This window comes from Bacillus sp. AFS037270 (assembly GCF_002585305.1).
The window spans coordinates 48,271-65,198 of the sequence record NZ_NUNF01000062.1; the positions used below are offsets into that span (position 1 = coordinate 48,271).

General features: G+C 34.8%; 18 protein-coding genes. 5 read left to right on the top strand and 13 right to left on the bottom strand.

All coding sequences use genetic code 11. The annotated features are described in order from the left end of the window. Positions 1-539: 539 nt before the first annotated feature. The gene (locus COD92_RS25675) at positions 540-1,418 is read right to left on the bottom strand and encodes a hypothetical protein (protein WP_176541185.1); all 879 of its coding nucleotides are present in this window, start codon (positions 1,416-1,418) and stop codon (positions 540-542) included. Between the two features lie 227 nt (positions 1,419-1,645). On the opposite strand from COD92_RS25675, the gene COD92_RS25680 reads away from it, so the two are divergent. Continuing rightward, complete coding sequence (locus COD92_RS25680) at positions 1,646-2,722, top strand: S8 family peptidase (RefSeq protein ID WP_098532318.1); 1,077 nt, start codon at positions 1,646-1,648, stop codon at positions 2,720-2,722. 889 nt (positions 2,723-3,611) lie between these two features. Here COD92_RS25680 and COD92_RS25685 read toward each other — a convergent pair. Next, positions 3,612-3,803: a hypothetical protein gene (locus COD92_RS25685; protein ID WP_098532319.1), complete on the bottom strand. Its 192-nt coding sequence runs from the start codon at positions 3,801-3,803 to the stop codon at positions 3,612-3,614. 58 nt (positions 3,804-3,861) lie between these two features. Further along, complete coding sequence (locus tag COD92_RS25690; RefSeq protein ID WP_098532320.1) at positions 3,862-4,314, bottom strand: JAB domain-containing protein; 453 nt, start codon at positions 4,312-4,314, stop codon at positions 3,862-3,864. 289 nt (positions 4,315-4,603) lie between these two features. On the opposite strand from COD92_RS25690, the gene COD92_RS32295 reads away from it, so the two are divergent. Next, positions 4,604-4,777, top strand: coding sequence for a hypothetical protein (locus COD92_RS32295; RefSeq protein ID WP_176541389.1), 174 nt, complete (start codon positions 4,604-4,606; stop codon positions 4,775-4,777). A 2,282-nt stretch (positions 4,778-7,059) separates the two neighbouring features. Further along, positions 7,060-7,287 (top strand): YczF family membrane protein, encoded by a 228-nt coding sequence (locus COD92_RS25700; RefSeq protein WP_098532322.1) that lies wholly within the window; start codon positions 7,060-7,062, stop codon positions 7,285-7,287. Here the strand turns inward: COD92_RS25700 and COD92_RS25705 are convergent. The 6 genes from COD92_RS25705 to COD92_RS32540 all read right to left on the bottom strand — a co-directional run bounded on the left by COD92_RS25705 (position 7,284) and on the right by COD92_RS32540 (position 12,594). Continuing rightward, positions 7,284-8,387, bottom strand: a complete 1,104-nt coding sequence (locus tag COD92_RS25705; protein WP_098532323.1) for a GerAB/ArcD/ProY family transporter — start codon at positions 8,385-8,387, stop codon at positions 7,284-7,286. The genes COD92_RS25700 and COD92_RS25705 overlap by 4 nt on opposite strands. Before the next feature lie 47 nt (positions 8,388-8,434). After that, positions 8,435-9,646, bottom strand: coding sequence for a Ger(x)C family spore germination protein (locus COD92_RS25710; protein ID WP_098532324.1), 1,212 nt, complete (start codon positions 9,644-9,646; stop codon positions 8,435-8,437). Then, a complete protein-coding gene (locus COD92_RS25715; RefSeq protein ID WP_098532325.1) occupies positions 9,636-11,279 on the bottom strand; it encodes a spore germination protein in 1,644 nt (547 codons plus the stop codon). Before COD92_RS25715 ends, COD92_RS25710 begins: the two co-directional genes overlap by 11 nt. A gap of 405 nt (positions 11,280-11,684) precedes the next feature. Continuing rightward, entirely contained in the window at positions 11,685-11,822 is a 138-nt protein-coding gene (locus COD92_RS33660) for a DUF4046 domain-containing protein (RefSeq protein WP_480253500.1), read from the bottom strand. Continuing rightward, entirely contained in the window at positions 11,819-12,205 is a 387-nt protein-coding gene (locus COD92_RS33035) for a DUF4046 domain-containing protein (protein ID WP_255286788.1), read from the bottom strand. Before COD92_RS33035 ends, COD92_RS33660 begins: the two co-directional genes overlap by 4 nt. Positions 12,206-12,348: 143 nt before the next feature. After that, positions 12,349-12,594 carry a hypothetical protein gene (locus COD92_RS32540; RefSeq protein ID WP_098532326.1) on the bottom strand — a complete coding sequence of 82 codons (246 nt, stop codon included), beginning with the start codon at positions 12,592-12,594 and terminating at the stop codon, positions 12,349-12,351. A 376-nt stretch (positions 12,595-12,970) separates the two neighbouring features. Here COD92_RS32540 and COD92_RS25730 point away from each other — a divergent pair, with 376 nt between their 5' ends. Beyond that, positions 12,971-13,309, top strand: a complete 339-nt coding sequence (locus COD92_RS25730) for a YolD-like family protein (protein ID WP_176541390.1) — start codon at positions 12,971-12,973, stop codon at positions 13,307-13,309. 872 nt (positions 13,310-14,181) lie between these two features. On the opposite strand, the gene COD92_RS25735 is transcribed toward COD92_RS25730, so the two are convergent. From COD92_RS25735 to COD92_RS25745, 4 genes are all read right to left on the bottom strand, one after another. Beyond that, on the bottom strand, positions 14,182-14,412 hold the full coding sequence (locus COD92_RS25735; RefSeq protein WP_098532328.1) for a DUF2187 family protein: 231 nt from the start codon (positions 14,410-14,412) through the stop codon (positions 14,182-14,184). A gap of 587 nt (positions 14,413-14,999) precedes the next feature. Further along, positions 15,000-15,455 carry an N-acetyltransferase gene (locus COD92_RS25740; RefSeq protein WP_098532329.1) on the bottom strand — a complete coding sequence of 152 codons (456 nt, stop codon included), beginning with the start codon at positions 15,453-15,455 and terminating at the stop codon, positions 15,000-15,002. An 80-nt stretch (positions 15,456-15,535) separates the two neighbouring features. Continuing rightward, complete coding sequence (locus COD92_RS33040) at positions 15,536-15,658, bottom strand: hypothetical protein (protein WP_255286789.1); 123 nt, start codon at positions 15,656-15,658, stop codon at positions 15,536-15,538. A 265-nt stretch (positions 15,659-15,923) separates the two neighbouring features. After that, entirely contained in the window at positions 15,924-16,337 is a 414-nt protein-coding gene (locus tag COD92_RS25745; RefSeq protein WP_098532330.1) for a phospholipase D-like domain-containing protein, read from the bottom strand. Positions 16,338-16,688: 351 nt separating this feature from the next. Here COD92_RS25745 and COD92_RS25750 point away from each other — a divergent pair, with 351 nt between their 5' ends. Beyond that, entirely contained in the window at positions 16,689-16,892 is a 204-nt protein-coding gene (locus tag COD92_RS25750) for a hypothetical protein (protein WP_141561143.1), read from the top strand. The last annotated feature ends 36 nt before the right edge of the window (positions 16,893-16,928 follow it).

Consider the following 16,928-nt stretch of genomic DNA (forward strand, 5'->3'; position numbering starts at 1 on the left):
AGGATCAGGCGTTGTACAAGTTCTTTTTTTGATAATTTCATATATTTTCTTTGTATATTATCAAGATTTCGGTTTGGTTTTATTTTATGAAGTTCAATATTCTCGATAGTTACAGAACTCTTGGATGGATTCTTGTCGTGCTTCCTTCCGAAAAGTGCGTGCTCTTCACCTCTACGTCTTTCCCCAGACGGCTAAAACGTTTCTCTGTATCTTTTGTCCATTCAATCAACTCGTATAATTCATGCCTCTGTTCAGGCTGCGGGATCTTCGCTTTAGTTCAAATAAATGCATCAAGCAAATTTGACCTCTCGTTTAATATTATAAACGAGTGTTTCTACACCTTCACTAAGCAAGGTACCGAATGAATATCAATTGTATTGTGAATTTTTTTGTATTTACTCATGGATTACAAAAAACCTACTTCCAGCATCTAAGAAAACTTAACTTTAGGTTAAAACTTAATCCTTCATTTAGAAAAAAAACCACAGTATCTAGGACTGTGGTAAATAAAAATTTTCTTTCTTATCTTTTTAATAGACTTATATAGATCTCTTACTAAATGCAATTCCCATTGGTCTCTTTGCTTTACCATTAGATTCTTTGTAATCTCCACCAATAAAAGGATCATTCCAAACTTCATAATTATAGATTTTGTTATATTCTTTAGCATATATACGGTACGTTTTTCCTTTAGGAACTGTAACTGCATATTCATCACTTACAGTTTTTGTTTTTTGATACTGAAAACCTAATTCATATGCAATAGTTTTTACATCCATTCCGGCAGTCCCTGAAAAAGTATACGCAACAGAGTCACTGACAGCCATTTTTGCTTCCGCTGGTCCTTGGTAACTACTCACACGAATCGTATCGCCAGTATCGTAATAACTAGTCTTTTTCTTTAGATATAACCCTGATCCCCATTGGGCTTCCATTGTTGAAGTTTCTGTACTAGTTGATGTTTCTGAAGCAGTAGTATTGATATCTTCCTCTGCACCAATAAATGCATCAATCTGTTCTTCAGGAATAACTAGACTATACTCAAGAAGAGTTCCTTCTTCTGGTTCTGAAGCAACAGGATCAGAAGTTCCTTCCTCTGTAAGAATTGGTTCCTGTGACTCACTATTTTGTTGTGCATCAATTTCTTGCAATGTTTCAGGATCTGTAATATGTATTTGTAAATCTCCTGTTCTTGTTACCCCTACAGTTACACCATCTTCATCTTTATTTACATCAATTCCATCTGCAACTTCATATGTTTCCGTCTCTGCAAGCTTATCGTTTACTTCCTCAATAGTTTCCTTATCAGTGTACAAAGTTGTCCCATCGGTAGCAGTTGCATCTTCCGTTGTTTGAACAGTAGACGTTACTTCAGGATTTTGGGTAGATTCACCACTTTCTTCAGCCCTAACATTCATAAACAATAATGAACTCACAGCTAAAAATGTAGAAAGAAAAGTAAACACAATTTTCTTCATAGTTCCTTAGTCCCTTTTTCTATTTATTTCTAGTAAAATATATATTATTAATTGGAAATTGTATAGTGTTTTTTTTAAAATATGGAAAATGTTTTATTATTCTATTAAATTTTTAAAGATTTTTTTATATAATAAATGTAATTATTTATCATGTTGAAGGAGATATTTTGAAAATAAATACTAAATTTCTATTAATTACTTTATGTTCCTTAATTATTATTTCAACCTTAGGCTTTATTAATAATTTTGAAACTCAAAAACGTGAAAATTACAAGAACAGTCCCTTTTTTTTAGTACAAAACATTAATAACAATAAAATGATATTGGATTTAACTAGTCAAATATATCCTTCGGGAATTCCATTAGTTAAAAGTTCCTTTATTAGGAAAAAATACGGGGGATCAGGGATCAAAGTTGGAATTTTAGATACGGGGGTAGACTACAATCATAAAGATTTAAATATTAAGGGCGGTATATCACTGATAGATAAATCTAATAATTATATGGATTATAGCGGACATGGAACTCATGTAGCAGGAATTGTTGGATCATTGGATAATGGTATCGGTACTATTGGAATTGCTCCAAATGTTCAATTATTTGCTATAAAAGCTTTAGACTACAATGAAAAAGGGAAAATATCTAATATTATTGCAGGAGTACAATGGGCAATTGATAATGAAATAGATATATTAAATATGAGTGTCGGAGCCCCTATTTATTCTAAGGACTTGAAGAATGTCTTGGAAAAGGCTTATCTTGCAGGGATGTTTATAGTGGCACCAGTTGGTAATAACGGATTTTCATATCAGTCTAACATACTTTATCCAGCTAAGTTTCCTACTGTCTTTGCGGTCGGGTCTGTTGATAAAAATTTACAAAGATCTCGTTTTTCTAACGTCGGGAACGAGTTAGATATAATGGCACCGGGAGAAAAAATAATTAGCACTTTTATTAATAATAAATACGCTTATGGTCAAGGCACCTCAATGGCTTCTCCTCTTGTTGCCGGTGCAGCTGCTGTTTTACTAAGTGCAGACCCAACTCTTACTAATATACAAATTTCAGCTATTCTTAAAATATCTGCAAAAAGGAGAGGTGACACTTACGAATATAGTAATGGGGTTTTAGATGTTTCTAAAGCTTTAGATATAGTCTTGTTAAAGAAGAAGGATACTTTTTTATATAATTTTATTGTGGGTAAATTCACCCAAAATGCAAATCTTACTGTGGTTAGGTTTTAATTATCCTAATAAGTAAATATACAAGGTTTCTCTTTTTAATTGCTTAATTCAAGTATATCATAAATATTATATAAACAGATTAAGTCGTCTTTGCATGCCCCAGCCTTTATGTCAAGTTTTGGCCCCGTAAAAGGGGCCATTTACTATTTAAGATAATTGTTTAAACGGATAGCAAAGTAATTCCACATAATACTAATTGTCGCACTGCCAATCTTAATTTTTTTTAGACATTTCCATACCCCTTTTATCATCCTTTAAATAGATATTGATTTTTATTTCAGGTTCAACGTTCACCCCCCCCCCGACACAACATCCATTTATTTACAAATTAAAACCAAAATACAAATGGTAAAAGAACTCAATTATAATTCGTGTAAATTTGAAACTACTAATAAAAAAACAGGAGTGCTATTATAGCAACTCCTGTTTTAAATAATAGTGAGGATATTGGCGAAATAGTTATTGAGATAAATGATGGAGTTATTACCTATCAAGCACAGACTCTTCCTCAATGAACACTTCCTGTTGCAGAACAATTCAAAGAAGATTAACTAAAAAGAATCTATATCTGTGTTAAACCTTATTGGTGTAGGCACGTTAAATACTAATCTACAAAAAACAAGCATCTTTACTAAAAAGTGATTTTTTATTTAGATTACTTCAAGTTGGTTCTTCTTCAGACCTTTCTTATATACTTAATTAATTCAAAAGACCATTTGCCCTGCAAATTGGTTACCTTTCTTCCCCGAATCATCTATCAAAAGGTTGCCCAAGCAACCGTCAAGCAGGCTCGATGCCTGTGTTATTTAATCAAGAAAAAACGGATGTTTTTTTTCCATTCGTGAATCAACATCGGCGTAGGTCCTGCAGATGTTTTTCGGTTTCAGTTTTATACGGATAAAATCATCGTATGTTTTGTCGGTTTATATTTATCGTTCATAACCTCAATAAATAGCTGGATATAGATTTTTTTAGGCTTACAACCATATTCCATTAAATGGTATTCGATTTCATCTTTAAGACCGGTATTTTCAATTGCTTTTGCTTCCACTTTATAAAAATCAGATAGGATAATCATCATAATAACCTTCTCCCTTCAAGCAAAGGGGGAAATCTCCCCCTTTGCTATATTGCTATTATTATAGATAGCCTTTCTCCTTAAGGCTGACATGCTTTCCGGTATGGGTGACAATCACATGGTCAAGGACTTCAATACCTAAAATTCTCCCTGCCTCTGCGAGTCGCTTGGTAATGTCGATATCCTCCCGGCTCGGTGTAGGGTCTCCACTAGGATGCTGATGGCTGACAATAATGGAGGCCGCATTATTAATAATAGCGCATTTCATCACCTCCCTTGGATGAACAATACTCGCGTTCAAACTTCCTACATGAGCTCTATGTAACCCAACTACCTGATTTTTCGTATTGAGCATCATCACAAGAAGCACTTCCCGGTCTTCATCCGCAATGTAAGAGGCGGCTAATTTTTGGGCATCTTCTGGTGAACGAACAGCATACTGTGCAAACGGCTCAGCGGATTCCTTAATTTCTTGTTTGATTCTAACGACTTCAAAGATTGACATTAATTCCATTTTTCAAAACTCCCTTTCATTATTTGTTTTTTCTTTTCCATTTTTTCTTTTTGGATTCCGAAGCGAATCCATTCCCCAAAAGGGGATGATTTTTCCCCTTTTGCAAGTAGAACGAAAAACACGCATAGGCAATGGGTCAAGGGCGATTTTCGCACAAAAAGTTTTTTGCTGTTGCGAAAGCGTCATTAAGTAAAAAACTTTTTTGCCCCTTGACCGATTGACTAACTTTCTTAGCTTCTAGTCGGAAAGGTTCGGGTGTCCTACCGGCTGGAAGGTTAGAAAGCTTGCGTTGTTTTACGATTCGGAAGGCAAAAGGGAAAAATCAACAATAAAAGCAGCCGTTTCGGCTGCTCTCCCTTTGTCTTTTATTCTTTTAGTCTTTCAATCTTTTGATTTTCCGGTTTTCGGCTCGTTCGGTATGGCGGCGTTAGCCGTAAATGGAACAGGAACCTACGGAATGTAGGCGTAGGCCGTACAGTCCGTGGGTATCGGTCCATTTAATGCCGAAGCGACACGTACGGAATGACAGAAAGGGTGCTTTTCCTTTCTGATCAGTCCGTAGTGCTGCCGCCCAAAATATGTTCTCATCCTTATAACACTCTCTGAACATTGACGTAATCTTCCGAATACCTTTTGAACTTAATAAAAAAGCCCCTCAACTTTTAGTAAGGGGGAAATTAATAAAAATAATAGATTTTTCACTTTTCGCTTCCGATTTCTCATTTTTCATATTTTTAAAGATTCACATTATAAGGATATGATGATGAAAAATCAACTTGTATAATGTATATTATATGCTAAGTTAAATTCAAGCATCGAGCATAGAGCAAACCTTTAAAGGCTTGCTCTTTTTGTGTTCAAATCAACATCAATTTAAGAATTTCCGAATGCTGGGATATTGTCTCTGAATTTCACGAAAAATTCCGAATACCCTGATTTTTTGTGTTACTATAAGCTTCCAACAAATTCACATCTCCATACATCATCTTTATTCGTTTCTGTTTTTAAATAATTTCGAGTGGTAACAAGCTCCAAAACTATTAAATGAAAAACCTTGTCAGATATTCTGACGAAAATATTCACTGAAGATTCATAAAGTTATATATTCAATTCAAGGAAAAAAGAGAGGATGTAAAAAATGAAAAAAATAGAAAATATGGGATTAATTTCATTCTTAGTTTTAGTTATTAGAACAACATTTACTTATTAAAAGGAGTTGCTCAATATAACATTCGTAAAAAGCACTTTTAACTATACTATTTTACCATTTATTTTAATAGGCTTAATAATCACGCTACTACCAATTTTACTATTATCAGAAAATGTAAGTGTTTTTCAATGGTTAATGTGTCGCATGTTTGAAAATAAATAAAGGTGGAAAAATAATAAATGTTAATTTAATATAGAAGAGAAAAAAGCTTTTTGTATTTTAGTTTTTTTAATGTTTATAAGTGATTTTATTTTCTTTTTTTGATTTATACGAAATTGAAAACTCTTCTTTTAATATAGTGTACATCTAAATATTGGTCCGTTACTTTTACAAATATTCATTTTTATTTATGCCTACAAATAACCAAAAAGAACTCGGATAAAAATCTAAGTATCCTATGTTGGTTATATATTTTTCCGTTTTGTTGTCCAATAAGAAATTAATTTTTTTCCTAGTTATCTCACCCACTTTAGATATTTCCTATTTTTAACGAATAAGGAATTTCCTTTTTTAACCTGCTTCGCTTAATAGATTTTAATCAATCTTTTTTATAGACTTTATTACAAATTATCAAACTTTATTCAGAATCCATACTTTTTACGTATTTCAATGTAACAAAAATGTATTATGTAACATAATACAAGTCACCCTGGGGTGACTTCATGGTTTAGATGCATTTGAATAGTACGAGCACGTAACGATCTACCTTGCACTATCATGAATAGCTGATTACCTATTTATGATCTTTCGACTATAAATAAACAGTTTACCACCCATGATAATGGTTCGTTCGACCGTACAAAATACCTGTACACCCATATATAACCTCTCGGCCATATATGAACGTTAACTTCATTGAGTCATGTACTCATCTAATTCTGCGGCACTCGGCACGATCTTCGCTCGACCCATATGATAAATTGGGACCTTATAGTAATAATACCTTCTAGTGGTACGACTACAATAAAACCTTTCTCTACCATATAGAATCTTCCCTCCGACCATACACAAACCATTATTAGATGATCTGTATACAATCTTTGGCTAACCTATATATACTCCATAAGAGCATATATAAAATCTTGGCTCAACCGTTACGTACTAATATCAAGAGCAAATTCATTCGAACTATACGCAATGAGAATATAACATATTTGGAAAAAGGTCACTCATTACAATCAACATATTATTTTTTCTTCTACACATAATAATTTTTAGGTTTTACCCTAATTTATACTTCCTGAGGAGTGATCACTCAATACACAACCCGTTCCTACTTTCACTAGTAAATCCAAAACATCAAATTGCTTTTTTCTTTCTTCCAAGTTGAGCTCCAGTCCCTTCTATGTACCTTTATAACCTTATCCTATTTCTCTAGTTCCTTTAAATTGTTTCTTTAGTTTTTGAAACTTTATTATATTTCAGGGGTTTTAAAATTTAAATACTATTCCTGTAATCATTTTCAATGATTTCAAATAATTAAGTCTTGAAATGTATTTCAGCAAGTAAACCATGACATTAAAGGGAGAAAAACCATGAAAGTATTAGGAGTATTTGTATTTATTCTTTTATTAGCCATTTCTTTAAGTATATTAATGGATATTCTCTTAGGCTTTAAGCTTTCTCACGCATTATTGCATATACTTAACTCATTTTGGGTAATAGAAACTGGAGAATATGTAATGATTGCATTTCTTTTATTAATTACAATTGGTCAGCAAATCATGATTATCATAAAAAAGAATAAACAAAATGGTACCTAGTTAGCTTTTTTTATGAAACGATTACGTATCATAGCAACAACCATCATGCATAACGGAATGATGATATGCAAAGGAATGTGAATATAATATGAAGTAATCGTTTGACCTTCCTCAATATGTTCAGCAAAATTGGAGGCAATCATCATTGATAAAAATGTGATTATAATCCCAGCTGGGAAAATAATTTGTTGATGATTTTTTAACTTGAACAAATCAACCATTCCGATTACCGCGGCATAAAAAAAGATGGCGATTTTAAAAAACATCGTAATTAGAAAGGTAAAAACAACAATAGCATCAAGCCGTTGTAAAAACTCCATAAGATTAACTTTTCCGATGGTTGATAGCAAAGGGAAAGTCGATCTTCCCACTTCATCAGCACCAAGAACAGCAACATTTAAAGCAGCTGTATAACTTAATATGAGACCACTTGAAATTAAGGCAGAAAGCCAAGTTTTTTTTGCTAATTCAGGTCGATTTAAATAAGGAAGAATCATAGTAAAGACAAGTATTTCAGCAAAAGGGAAATAGGTAATCAACGGAAATGCTGTTGTAATGATTGGATTCCATCCATTTTCTAGGAACGGCTCCAAATTATTAAATTCGACATTTCCTGAAACATATACTAACAGGTTGCCTATGAGGCCCAAAAGGATCAGAATGACAATTAATACTTCTGATGTTCTTCCTACTACTTCAATCCCTAGATAAAGTACATAACAAATGGCAAGAACCATCAAGATATTGATCGCCAATAACGGTGTCGCTGGCATAGTTGAGGTAAGTAACAAATCACTGAAGTCCCGTAAATTCCGGGAAGCAGCATACAAAAAGTAAACCGTGTATACTAAGCCGATGATCCACCCAATGTACTTGCCAAATATTTTCCGGGCATATCCGGTTAACGGCAGGTTGGGATATAGACGAAATAAAAAGTAGTACATGAAAAATAAAACAATTCCCCCGAATAGCCCTAACAGAATAGCAAGCCAGGCATCTTTTCCCGCACTACTGCCTAGGCTTACTACAAGCGCGCTTCCAAGTTCAAACAAGAACATCATGGCAAATAGTTGGACGACACTAACTTTGGCTTTCTCCATTGTTTTAGAAGACCTTCCTTCGTTACTTGTTATGCTCGACTTTTCATTTATTTTATATATGATTTTGTCCTCAATCCAGACCGTCGAATAAACGAGTGTACCTTTACCTTGATTTCTGTCTCGGGAAAGATTTCATCATTCCATCTGTTCTTAATCTTCTTCCACAATTTTGAATTTTCACGGTTAATATTTTCACCAAAACGAAATATATCGGTTTTTTGTTTTTTCGCCTCTTTTACAGCCTTTATCACTTCTGCTTTTATTTCGTTCTCCATCTGGTTTTCAAGTTTTTCAATAGTTGTATGTTTACTGAGATCAATGGGACAATGGACCTCTGAGATGTGGCCTTCTGATCGGACGGTAATCTGAATAACGGGTTTTTTGTTTTTTATTTCCACTTTAATTTTTGTTTTGGCGCGCATAACGTCCACCGCAATCCCCTTTTTTATCTCCCCACAATTAAGGTCTACAACGGTTTTTTTTAACTCATTATTAATCCATATTGAACCACGGGCTGTATCTTCATCCAACCATTTAATGAGTTTCCCTTTTTTAAAAATAGCAAGTCCTTTGATTTCGATCGCTGTATTTGGAGATATTTGTTGAATATTTGTGAACTTGTTCCCTTTTTTCGGGTCTCCGATAATCTGAACCCCCGTTAAATTTGCCCCTTCTCCTCCCCCTAATTGTTGAATAACTTGGTCAGCACGGGTACTTGAATACTCTCCCCAGATTTTTGTGGTGGATTCCAACCCACCAACAATTTTTGCAGAAGGAACGTCCTCTAAAGGTGTGGTGATTTGGAGAAGAGTCTTTGCTGTATTGTTTCTGACGACTAGAATAGGAAACAGTGTACGAAATTGGGAATCTCGTTCAATCAAATCAAACAAATCTTGAATCCCCTTTTTCCGAGCGAGCTCCTCCCCAATCAACATTAGTTGGACATGAGGAAAAAAAAGCTCATTGGGTGACATTGGATTAATTTTTCGGAGTGCCTCTGCAACGGTGCTGCCTTTAGCCGAATAAGTCGTAACAGGCGCCACTATTGATTTCCCTCCTTGTGTTCCCGCACTAGCTATTTGTCCTTCATTAACAACTTGTACTGTAACGAGATATCTGTTTTCCGAATTATTGCCACCTTTATCAATGCCAATAGCGCTTACTATATCAAGATCTTGTAATTCTTCACGATCCCAACATCCTGATAGTAATACGGCAGATATTATCATAAAGAGAGTGATGAATAATTTATGTCTCATTAGAATTCCTCTTCGACTCGTGATCCTTTATTTGTCCTTCTCTCGGTGACGGGCCCAGATCCTTAGTAGCACCTGTTCGCTTTATATTCGTTTGGTTCAACAATCGAGGACGGTTTGACCTAAACTGGCTCGGGAAACGAATGATGGTATCTTTCCAATCAGCGAGTATGAGTGGTGCATAAGGAGTTAAATACGGAATACCAAAAGAGCGAACGCTGCAAGTGTGTGCGACTAAAACAATGACTCCGAGTCCAATCCCGTATAACCCAAAAGAAGCTGCCAATAACATTATGATAAATCGGAGTAAACGTGTTGCATCCGTCATCGAAGCATGAGGCATCGTAAAACTGGCGATTGCTGTCCCTGCCACGACAATTACCATTGCACTTGAAACAATTCCTGCTGCAACAGCTGCTTGTCCCAATACAAGTGCACCAACGATTGAAACAGCCTGTCCAATAGGACGAGGCATCCTAACCCCTGCTTCCCGCAACACTTCAAATGTAAATTCCATTAACAAAGCCTCTATGAATACCGGAAAAGGAATTCCATGTCGCTGTGCTGACAGACTAACTAATAAGGGAGTTGGAATCAATTCCGGATGAAACGAAATAAACGCAATAAATAAGGACGGTCCCAAAAGAGTGGTTAAAAATGCACTTAATCTTAGAAGTCTCAAAAAACTGGCAATATACCAATTCATATAATAATCTTCAGCCGTTTGAAAAAATTGAATCCAAGTCGCTGGTAAAATTAAAGGAAATGGTGACCCATCAACAAAAATAGCGACACGTCCTTCTAGTAAATTTCCGACCACTACATCCGGGCGCTCTGTTGTAAATATGGTCGGCCAAGGTGTCCAAATGTTATCGTTAATCCATTCTTCAATAGTATTGGAACCAGCAATTTCATCTACTTCTATTTTACCTAATCGTTCTTTTACCTCAGTAAGAAGTTTTTCATTGACAATCCCCTTTAAGAACATAATAGAAACATCCGTTTGTGCAACTTTCCCTAGTTTTATGGTTTCAACCCATAGATTAGGGCTTTTTATCCGGTGGCGAACCATTGCTGTATTGGTAACTAGCGACTCAACAAAGCTCTCTTTAGGTCCTCGGACAGCCGGTTCTGTCGTAGGTTCTGAAATGGCCCTTAACTCCCCGCCTTGTGCACTACAGGCAATGGATCTATCCCAACCATCAATCAGAAGAATGGTTCTCCCGGATAAAAGGGAACTCAATATCTTGTTCCAATCCGTAACGTCCTCAACTCCAGCAATTGTCAATATATTTTCCTTAATATAGGTAAATAATTGACCTGGTTGCTGAGAATCTCCGCTTTCCATATGGTTTCCGTCACCCATCAGTCTTTCTATAATAAAATTTCCTAGTATCTCCTTATCTGTTAAGCCATTTATATAAAGTAAGGCAACTTTATTCATAGAAAGTTTTCCCATATTAAATTCACGAATAATTAAGTCACTGCTGTTACCCAAAACTTTCTTAATATTTTTGAGGTTATCGTCTAAATCTTGACTGATTATTTGGTTGTTTAATGCCAATTCAGTTTCTTCATAATACAGTTTTTGCTCTCTTTTTTTCCTTTTTATCAGTCGGCTCCATGCACTGTTCATTTTGTTATAACACTCCAAAGTTTATAGTGTCACCAAAGGAATGGTCCTATGTTCCTAATATATAGGTTATTTATTTCCCAATTTTTGATACATTTAGTGTAATAATAAATAATGTAAAATGTGTTCACTATATACCCTAGTTTCCGTATTAATTATTCAGTTATTTATTGATTTTTGCTCATAAATGTTTTGTTCACTTATCCATTGTTGTACCTTAAACAATCGAAGGTCAAAAGCCATTTGAAATAATCCTGTCAGTCGATATTGGAAGAAGTCATTTTTCTTAAGCTTAATAAGAGCTTCGTCATATGAAAAAAAGCCAAGCTTTTGAAAAAGTAACCAATCTAATGTCTGTTTAACGTTCTCAGGATTCTTCCAATAATTGATCTGAACGTTAGTAAATTCCTAAGGTTGAAAATGACCGGGATATACAGCATAAATAACTTGATAAGGCGAATTACCAAAAGATTTAAAAATGCCAAGAAGTCTATAGTCTTTAAAAAAATGATAGTTGATTCGCAAAGGGATTTCATGATGGGTCATCTTACATTTTTCTTAGATCCATATCGCACGGCTTCAATCGCCCTTTTTCTTTCGTTTTCTCCTTGCCAATAATTGTTGGAAACTTGATTGAATTCCCAAGGTCTAAACTTTCCAGGATAAGCATTTTCAATTATCCACATAAAATCCTTCCATCCTTGAACATAAGCCGCAGGTCGTAACCGGTGATTCCAAAGTGTTGCCGCTTTCACTTTTCGAGGAATTTCCTTTACGGAAATTCCTAGGTAATCTTCAATTAGATACCTTGTTAGGAAGGCTAAGTATTTTTTTCCCTGCTCTCCTACAAAGAAGTGATCAGGAAATTTACCTCTTTTTCCATCTAACACATCCCGATAAATTTGGAGCACTTTTTCTCTCTCTACCATAAGCATTCCTCCTTTTGCACTTCTGTTTTTTACTAGAGATTTTTGCCCTCAAAACTCAGAAAAATACGCTAAAACAGTAATTAAACAAGACCTAAACGGACGGTGTTAAATTTCGGTTTGGCTTTTGAAAACGAAAAATCTTCCTAAGTGACCAACGATAAAATCATTGCTAAAATTACTGACTTAGTTTTGAATAAGTTACTCTTGACCGATTGACTAGCCTTCTTAGCTTCTAGCCGGAAAGGTTCGGGTATCCTACCGGCTGGAAGGTTAGAAGGCTTGCGCTGTTTTACGATTCGGAAGGCAAAAGAGAAAAACCAACAACAAAAGCAGCCGTTTCGGCTGCTCTCCTTATGTCTTTTATTCTTTTGTTCTTTTGATCTTTCCATTTTTTGATCCTCCGGTTTTCGGCTCGTTCGGTATGGCGGCGTATGCCGTAAAGGGAACAGGAACCTACGGAGTGTAGGCATGAGCCGTACAGACCGTGGTTATCGGTTCATTTAATGCCGAAGCGACACGTACAGAATGACAGAAAGGGTGCTTTTCCCTTTCTGATCAGTCCGTAGTGCCGCCGCCCAAAGTCGTTCTGTTTGTTTTTAACTTTAAGGAAAAAGTCCTTATTTCTGAAGAAAAGCCGCAGCCTTAAGGCCACATGACTGGAAAAAGATGTAGGGAGATGGAGGAATATCAAAAAAATTATGTAATATACCCCTTGAATAATAGGAACAAGTGTTCTAATTATAGATGGAAGAGCGGGAATTTTTTATGAATAAAGATTTTAAAGATCGTGGAATGAAGAAATGGCAAGGCTTTTTCATGCCCGAAACTATAAAAATGTTGAAGAATCTTTGGGAGGATGATCATAAAAGTCCGAGACCACATCTTGATGAAACGAAAATAGAAGAGATCGAACGGCTATTATTGGAAAGCATGGAAACCAAAATGCTATTAGAAATTACCACATGGACAAACGGATTTTTTACTTCACGCGTTGGCTTTGTAACCAAAATTGATCCTCTAAAGAAAAGAATTCAAATTCAGGATGAACTGAGATCCACCATCAAGCTTGATTTCTTTTCCTTAACCAATGTAATAGTCAAATAAATACTTACCATAAAAGGGGCAAACCTTTACATTATTGTGCTTTAACGGAAGGATTTTTTTTACATTCATAGAAATACATAGAAGACAAGTCATTATACGAGGAGGATTTGAATGGAGTTTTCAGTTCTCGTTTTAGGGTTGCAATATTTCTTGTTGGTAATGGGTGGTTGCTTGATTTTTTTCATCCTAGTGTTATTTTTCTCCAATAGATACACAAGGAGTGAATTCATTCAAATGGAACAAAACGAAAAAATGAATGAAATACAACGAATGTAACGGTGAACAGTTTTCAGTGTTAGCGCTAGTTGAAATATTTAGCCCTTCCAGTAAAATGTAGAGTACATACCGTTAAGCTGAGAAGGGCTGTTATATGGATGAGTGCAAACATAACAATGATGATCCACAATAAGAGGGTAATCAATTCAAGCGTTTCCCATTTCCTATCGTAAAATTTTAGGGAAGGATCGGTGTCGTAAAGTCGTTTCTAAATATCGAAGTAAAGAACCTATTCACATAAAAAAAACTGGATAGCGATTTAATCTTTCCAGTACGTATTATTGATATGAATTTTTTCTTATCATACTCCTTCACCCATTTTCCACATACTTAACTTACATTTAAGTATTTTTTTATAAGGACAAGCTACATCTGTCCCTAGTATCGGCCCCACCTACGCCAGATACGCTGACGGCCACGCATGCCATCCAACCCACTATTTATTATAATAGAAAACGCTTACATTTTCAAATTTTAATTGAATTTTCAGAAAAATTTTCTGATAGTTATATATTTGCTGTTACTTTATGAATAAGTGGGCAACGTCTAACCTCTATCCTCCCAGGTCAAACACTTTTTCACCACAAAAGATCCATTCATTTAAAACTAGTATAAATGACGTTTGCTTTCACATCATGCACAATCAAAATCTTGTAATTTTTATGTGCAACAACGGTTCTATTTCCTTCAAATTTCAATTCCGTCTTATTTTCGGTTATATTCACAATGACTGAATTTTCATTTACCTTCTCAACAATCCCTTTGATTGCTTTCTTAAAAAGAATATGATCTCCCATTTCTGCTATTTCTTTTGTCTTGAATATCATTTTCCCCTCCACAGAAAAGTACATATCGACTATTAGCTTTTTCATTCTTACATTTACTGTTTTGTTATTTTTTATGTCCCTCAAAATTGAAGGACTTTAAATATAGGCCCTTACCTAAACTTTCTAGATTAGTTTATGAACTCTTTTCTTTCTTCATATCATTTCTATCTGTTTAAAGTTTTTTCTTAATTAAAGTTAAAAGGGTTATCACTCTTTTCTTCCATTTTAGTTGCTTTCCATCGTTACGACCGTATAAATATTGATTCCAAATATAATGGCCCGCCTCCTCAAGCACGATCAATAGGATGATAAATAACAAAAACCATAATCCAAATCCACATGTATTAATTCCCTTTTACGGATAATGACACGAAGAACCCATTTTGATAAATTTTTATATAAGCATTTTACCAAATTTATGGATATAGAGATAGATAGATTGTAGGTTTTATTTTGAATTGCGAAATATTTGTAGAAAATGTGTGGAATTTCGTCTCCTACTTTAGCTTATTTCCTAAACAACGAAGAAAATGGCACCACATAATGGCGCCATTCCTATTTCTCTTGAAAGCAACCTATCTGACACCTTACCCAACATACTTAATCATTGCGACTTCATCACAGCAATTAAACTTAGGACAATTCATACAATCCACCCACACTTTTTCAGGCAAAGTCTCCTTTTCTACGATCTTAAAACCACATTTTTTGAAAAACTCTGTTTCATATGTGAAAGACATTACACGGCTAATTCCAAGTTTCGGTGCATCACTTATAACACGATTAACTAAACTGCGACCAATACCTTTTCCGGCATAATCGGGAGAAACAACCAAAGAACGTATCTCTGCCAGGTCCTTTCCTAAAACATGTAATCCTGCAACCCCTAGTATATTATTATCCTGTTTCATAACATACAAACATTGTAAATGTTGATAGAGTGATAAATATGTACGAGGCAATACGATTCCTTTTTCAGCATATATTTGGATTAAATCATAAATATCTTTAACATCACTTGTCACTGCATGATAAATATCCATTCTGTATCTCCTTTTGGAATAATTACTACAAATAGCTTGGATCAACCTTCCAAGCTACATTGCCATTAACAACTCCTATGTTAATTCATTTTCAATCGTTCCTTCTCCTGTTCACAAAATTCCTCAACTGTTGATTTACTCCAATAGGGGGTACCTGCAAGTTCAACATCCGCTTTCGGCAATTTACCTCGACTATAATACACGTTTAATTTCCGCTTATCATAAATTCAAGCCATTTTCCGATAAGAAGTCAGCAAACTGCTTTTGATTGAAATAATGATCCGGCGTTTCACGAAGAATGGAAACGATAGGTTTTTGAATTAAATACGTATCCTCTCTAAAGAACTAGTCATTTTGTTTTCTGCCTATCCCTAAACTATTTTTCATGACTACTACAAAATCAGGTCAGGTGATAAAGCAGCTAGAACACCAACTAAAAAAACTTCCATATACACAAAAAACAACTCCTTATTTCTTCACATTTCGAACAATATAAGTCAATAGGTCATCACTTTGCCATAATGAATTATACATGTCATTTCCTACTTTGTCGCTCACAACTTTCATCAACATATCGTGCCGGATATATTCTTTAGCCAGGAGAACTAACATGGGTTCAGTAGTTTGAATAGCTTGTGGGATTTGCCCCTCAATAAAGCCCGCAATCAGTACCTCTTGATTATCCTGAAAAACAATCGTTAATCTTTGGTCCATTCTGTGTTTTTCAATGGAAGCTGTATCTCGACGATGATAAAAGGTTTCTCCGAAAGAAACAGTCTCTTGATTTGTAAAAAGCAGTGAATACAACTGAATTCCTTTTTTACCTTGTTCTTCAGCAGAACTACGCAATTCCTCCAGTTCCTTTTCCCACGCAGAAATCAAAATCCCCTCATTTGATGCCTTCATTAATTTTAGCATGGCAAAATCGTATTAAACTGAGGGAGTTTCAGTAGAATCCTTCACAATCATTTTTTACACATTAATAAACTCCAATCACTTAAATGTGTTGCTCCATACAAAGCGCCTTCTTATTAAAGAAAAGCGCCAGATTGCGGAATATTGAAAAACAAGAGTAAGCTTCAAAAATAGTTCCTCAGTTATTTTGCTAAAGCCACTCATAGTAAAGTTGAAAATACTGTAAAGCAATTTAAAACTTTTTTGGATAACAAAAGAGGTAATAAGGCAGCTGATAAGCTATATAAAATAATTCATAATATGAAACAGGATATTTATTTGGCTGAAAATATGCTTGATATATTAATTGAAAGTAACGAACCTAATGTGAAAATTTGGGCTTGTAGTGTAGCATTTGATATTGATTATAAATTTAAAGAGGCAGAGAAAATATTAGAACATATTACAAATTCATCTGACTTAGGAATATTGAGTCTTAGTGCTGAAATGGTTTTGGAAAACCATAAAGGAAAAACAACATAAAAGCAAATAGGTCTTATTAAACTAAACCAGCTAATA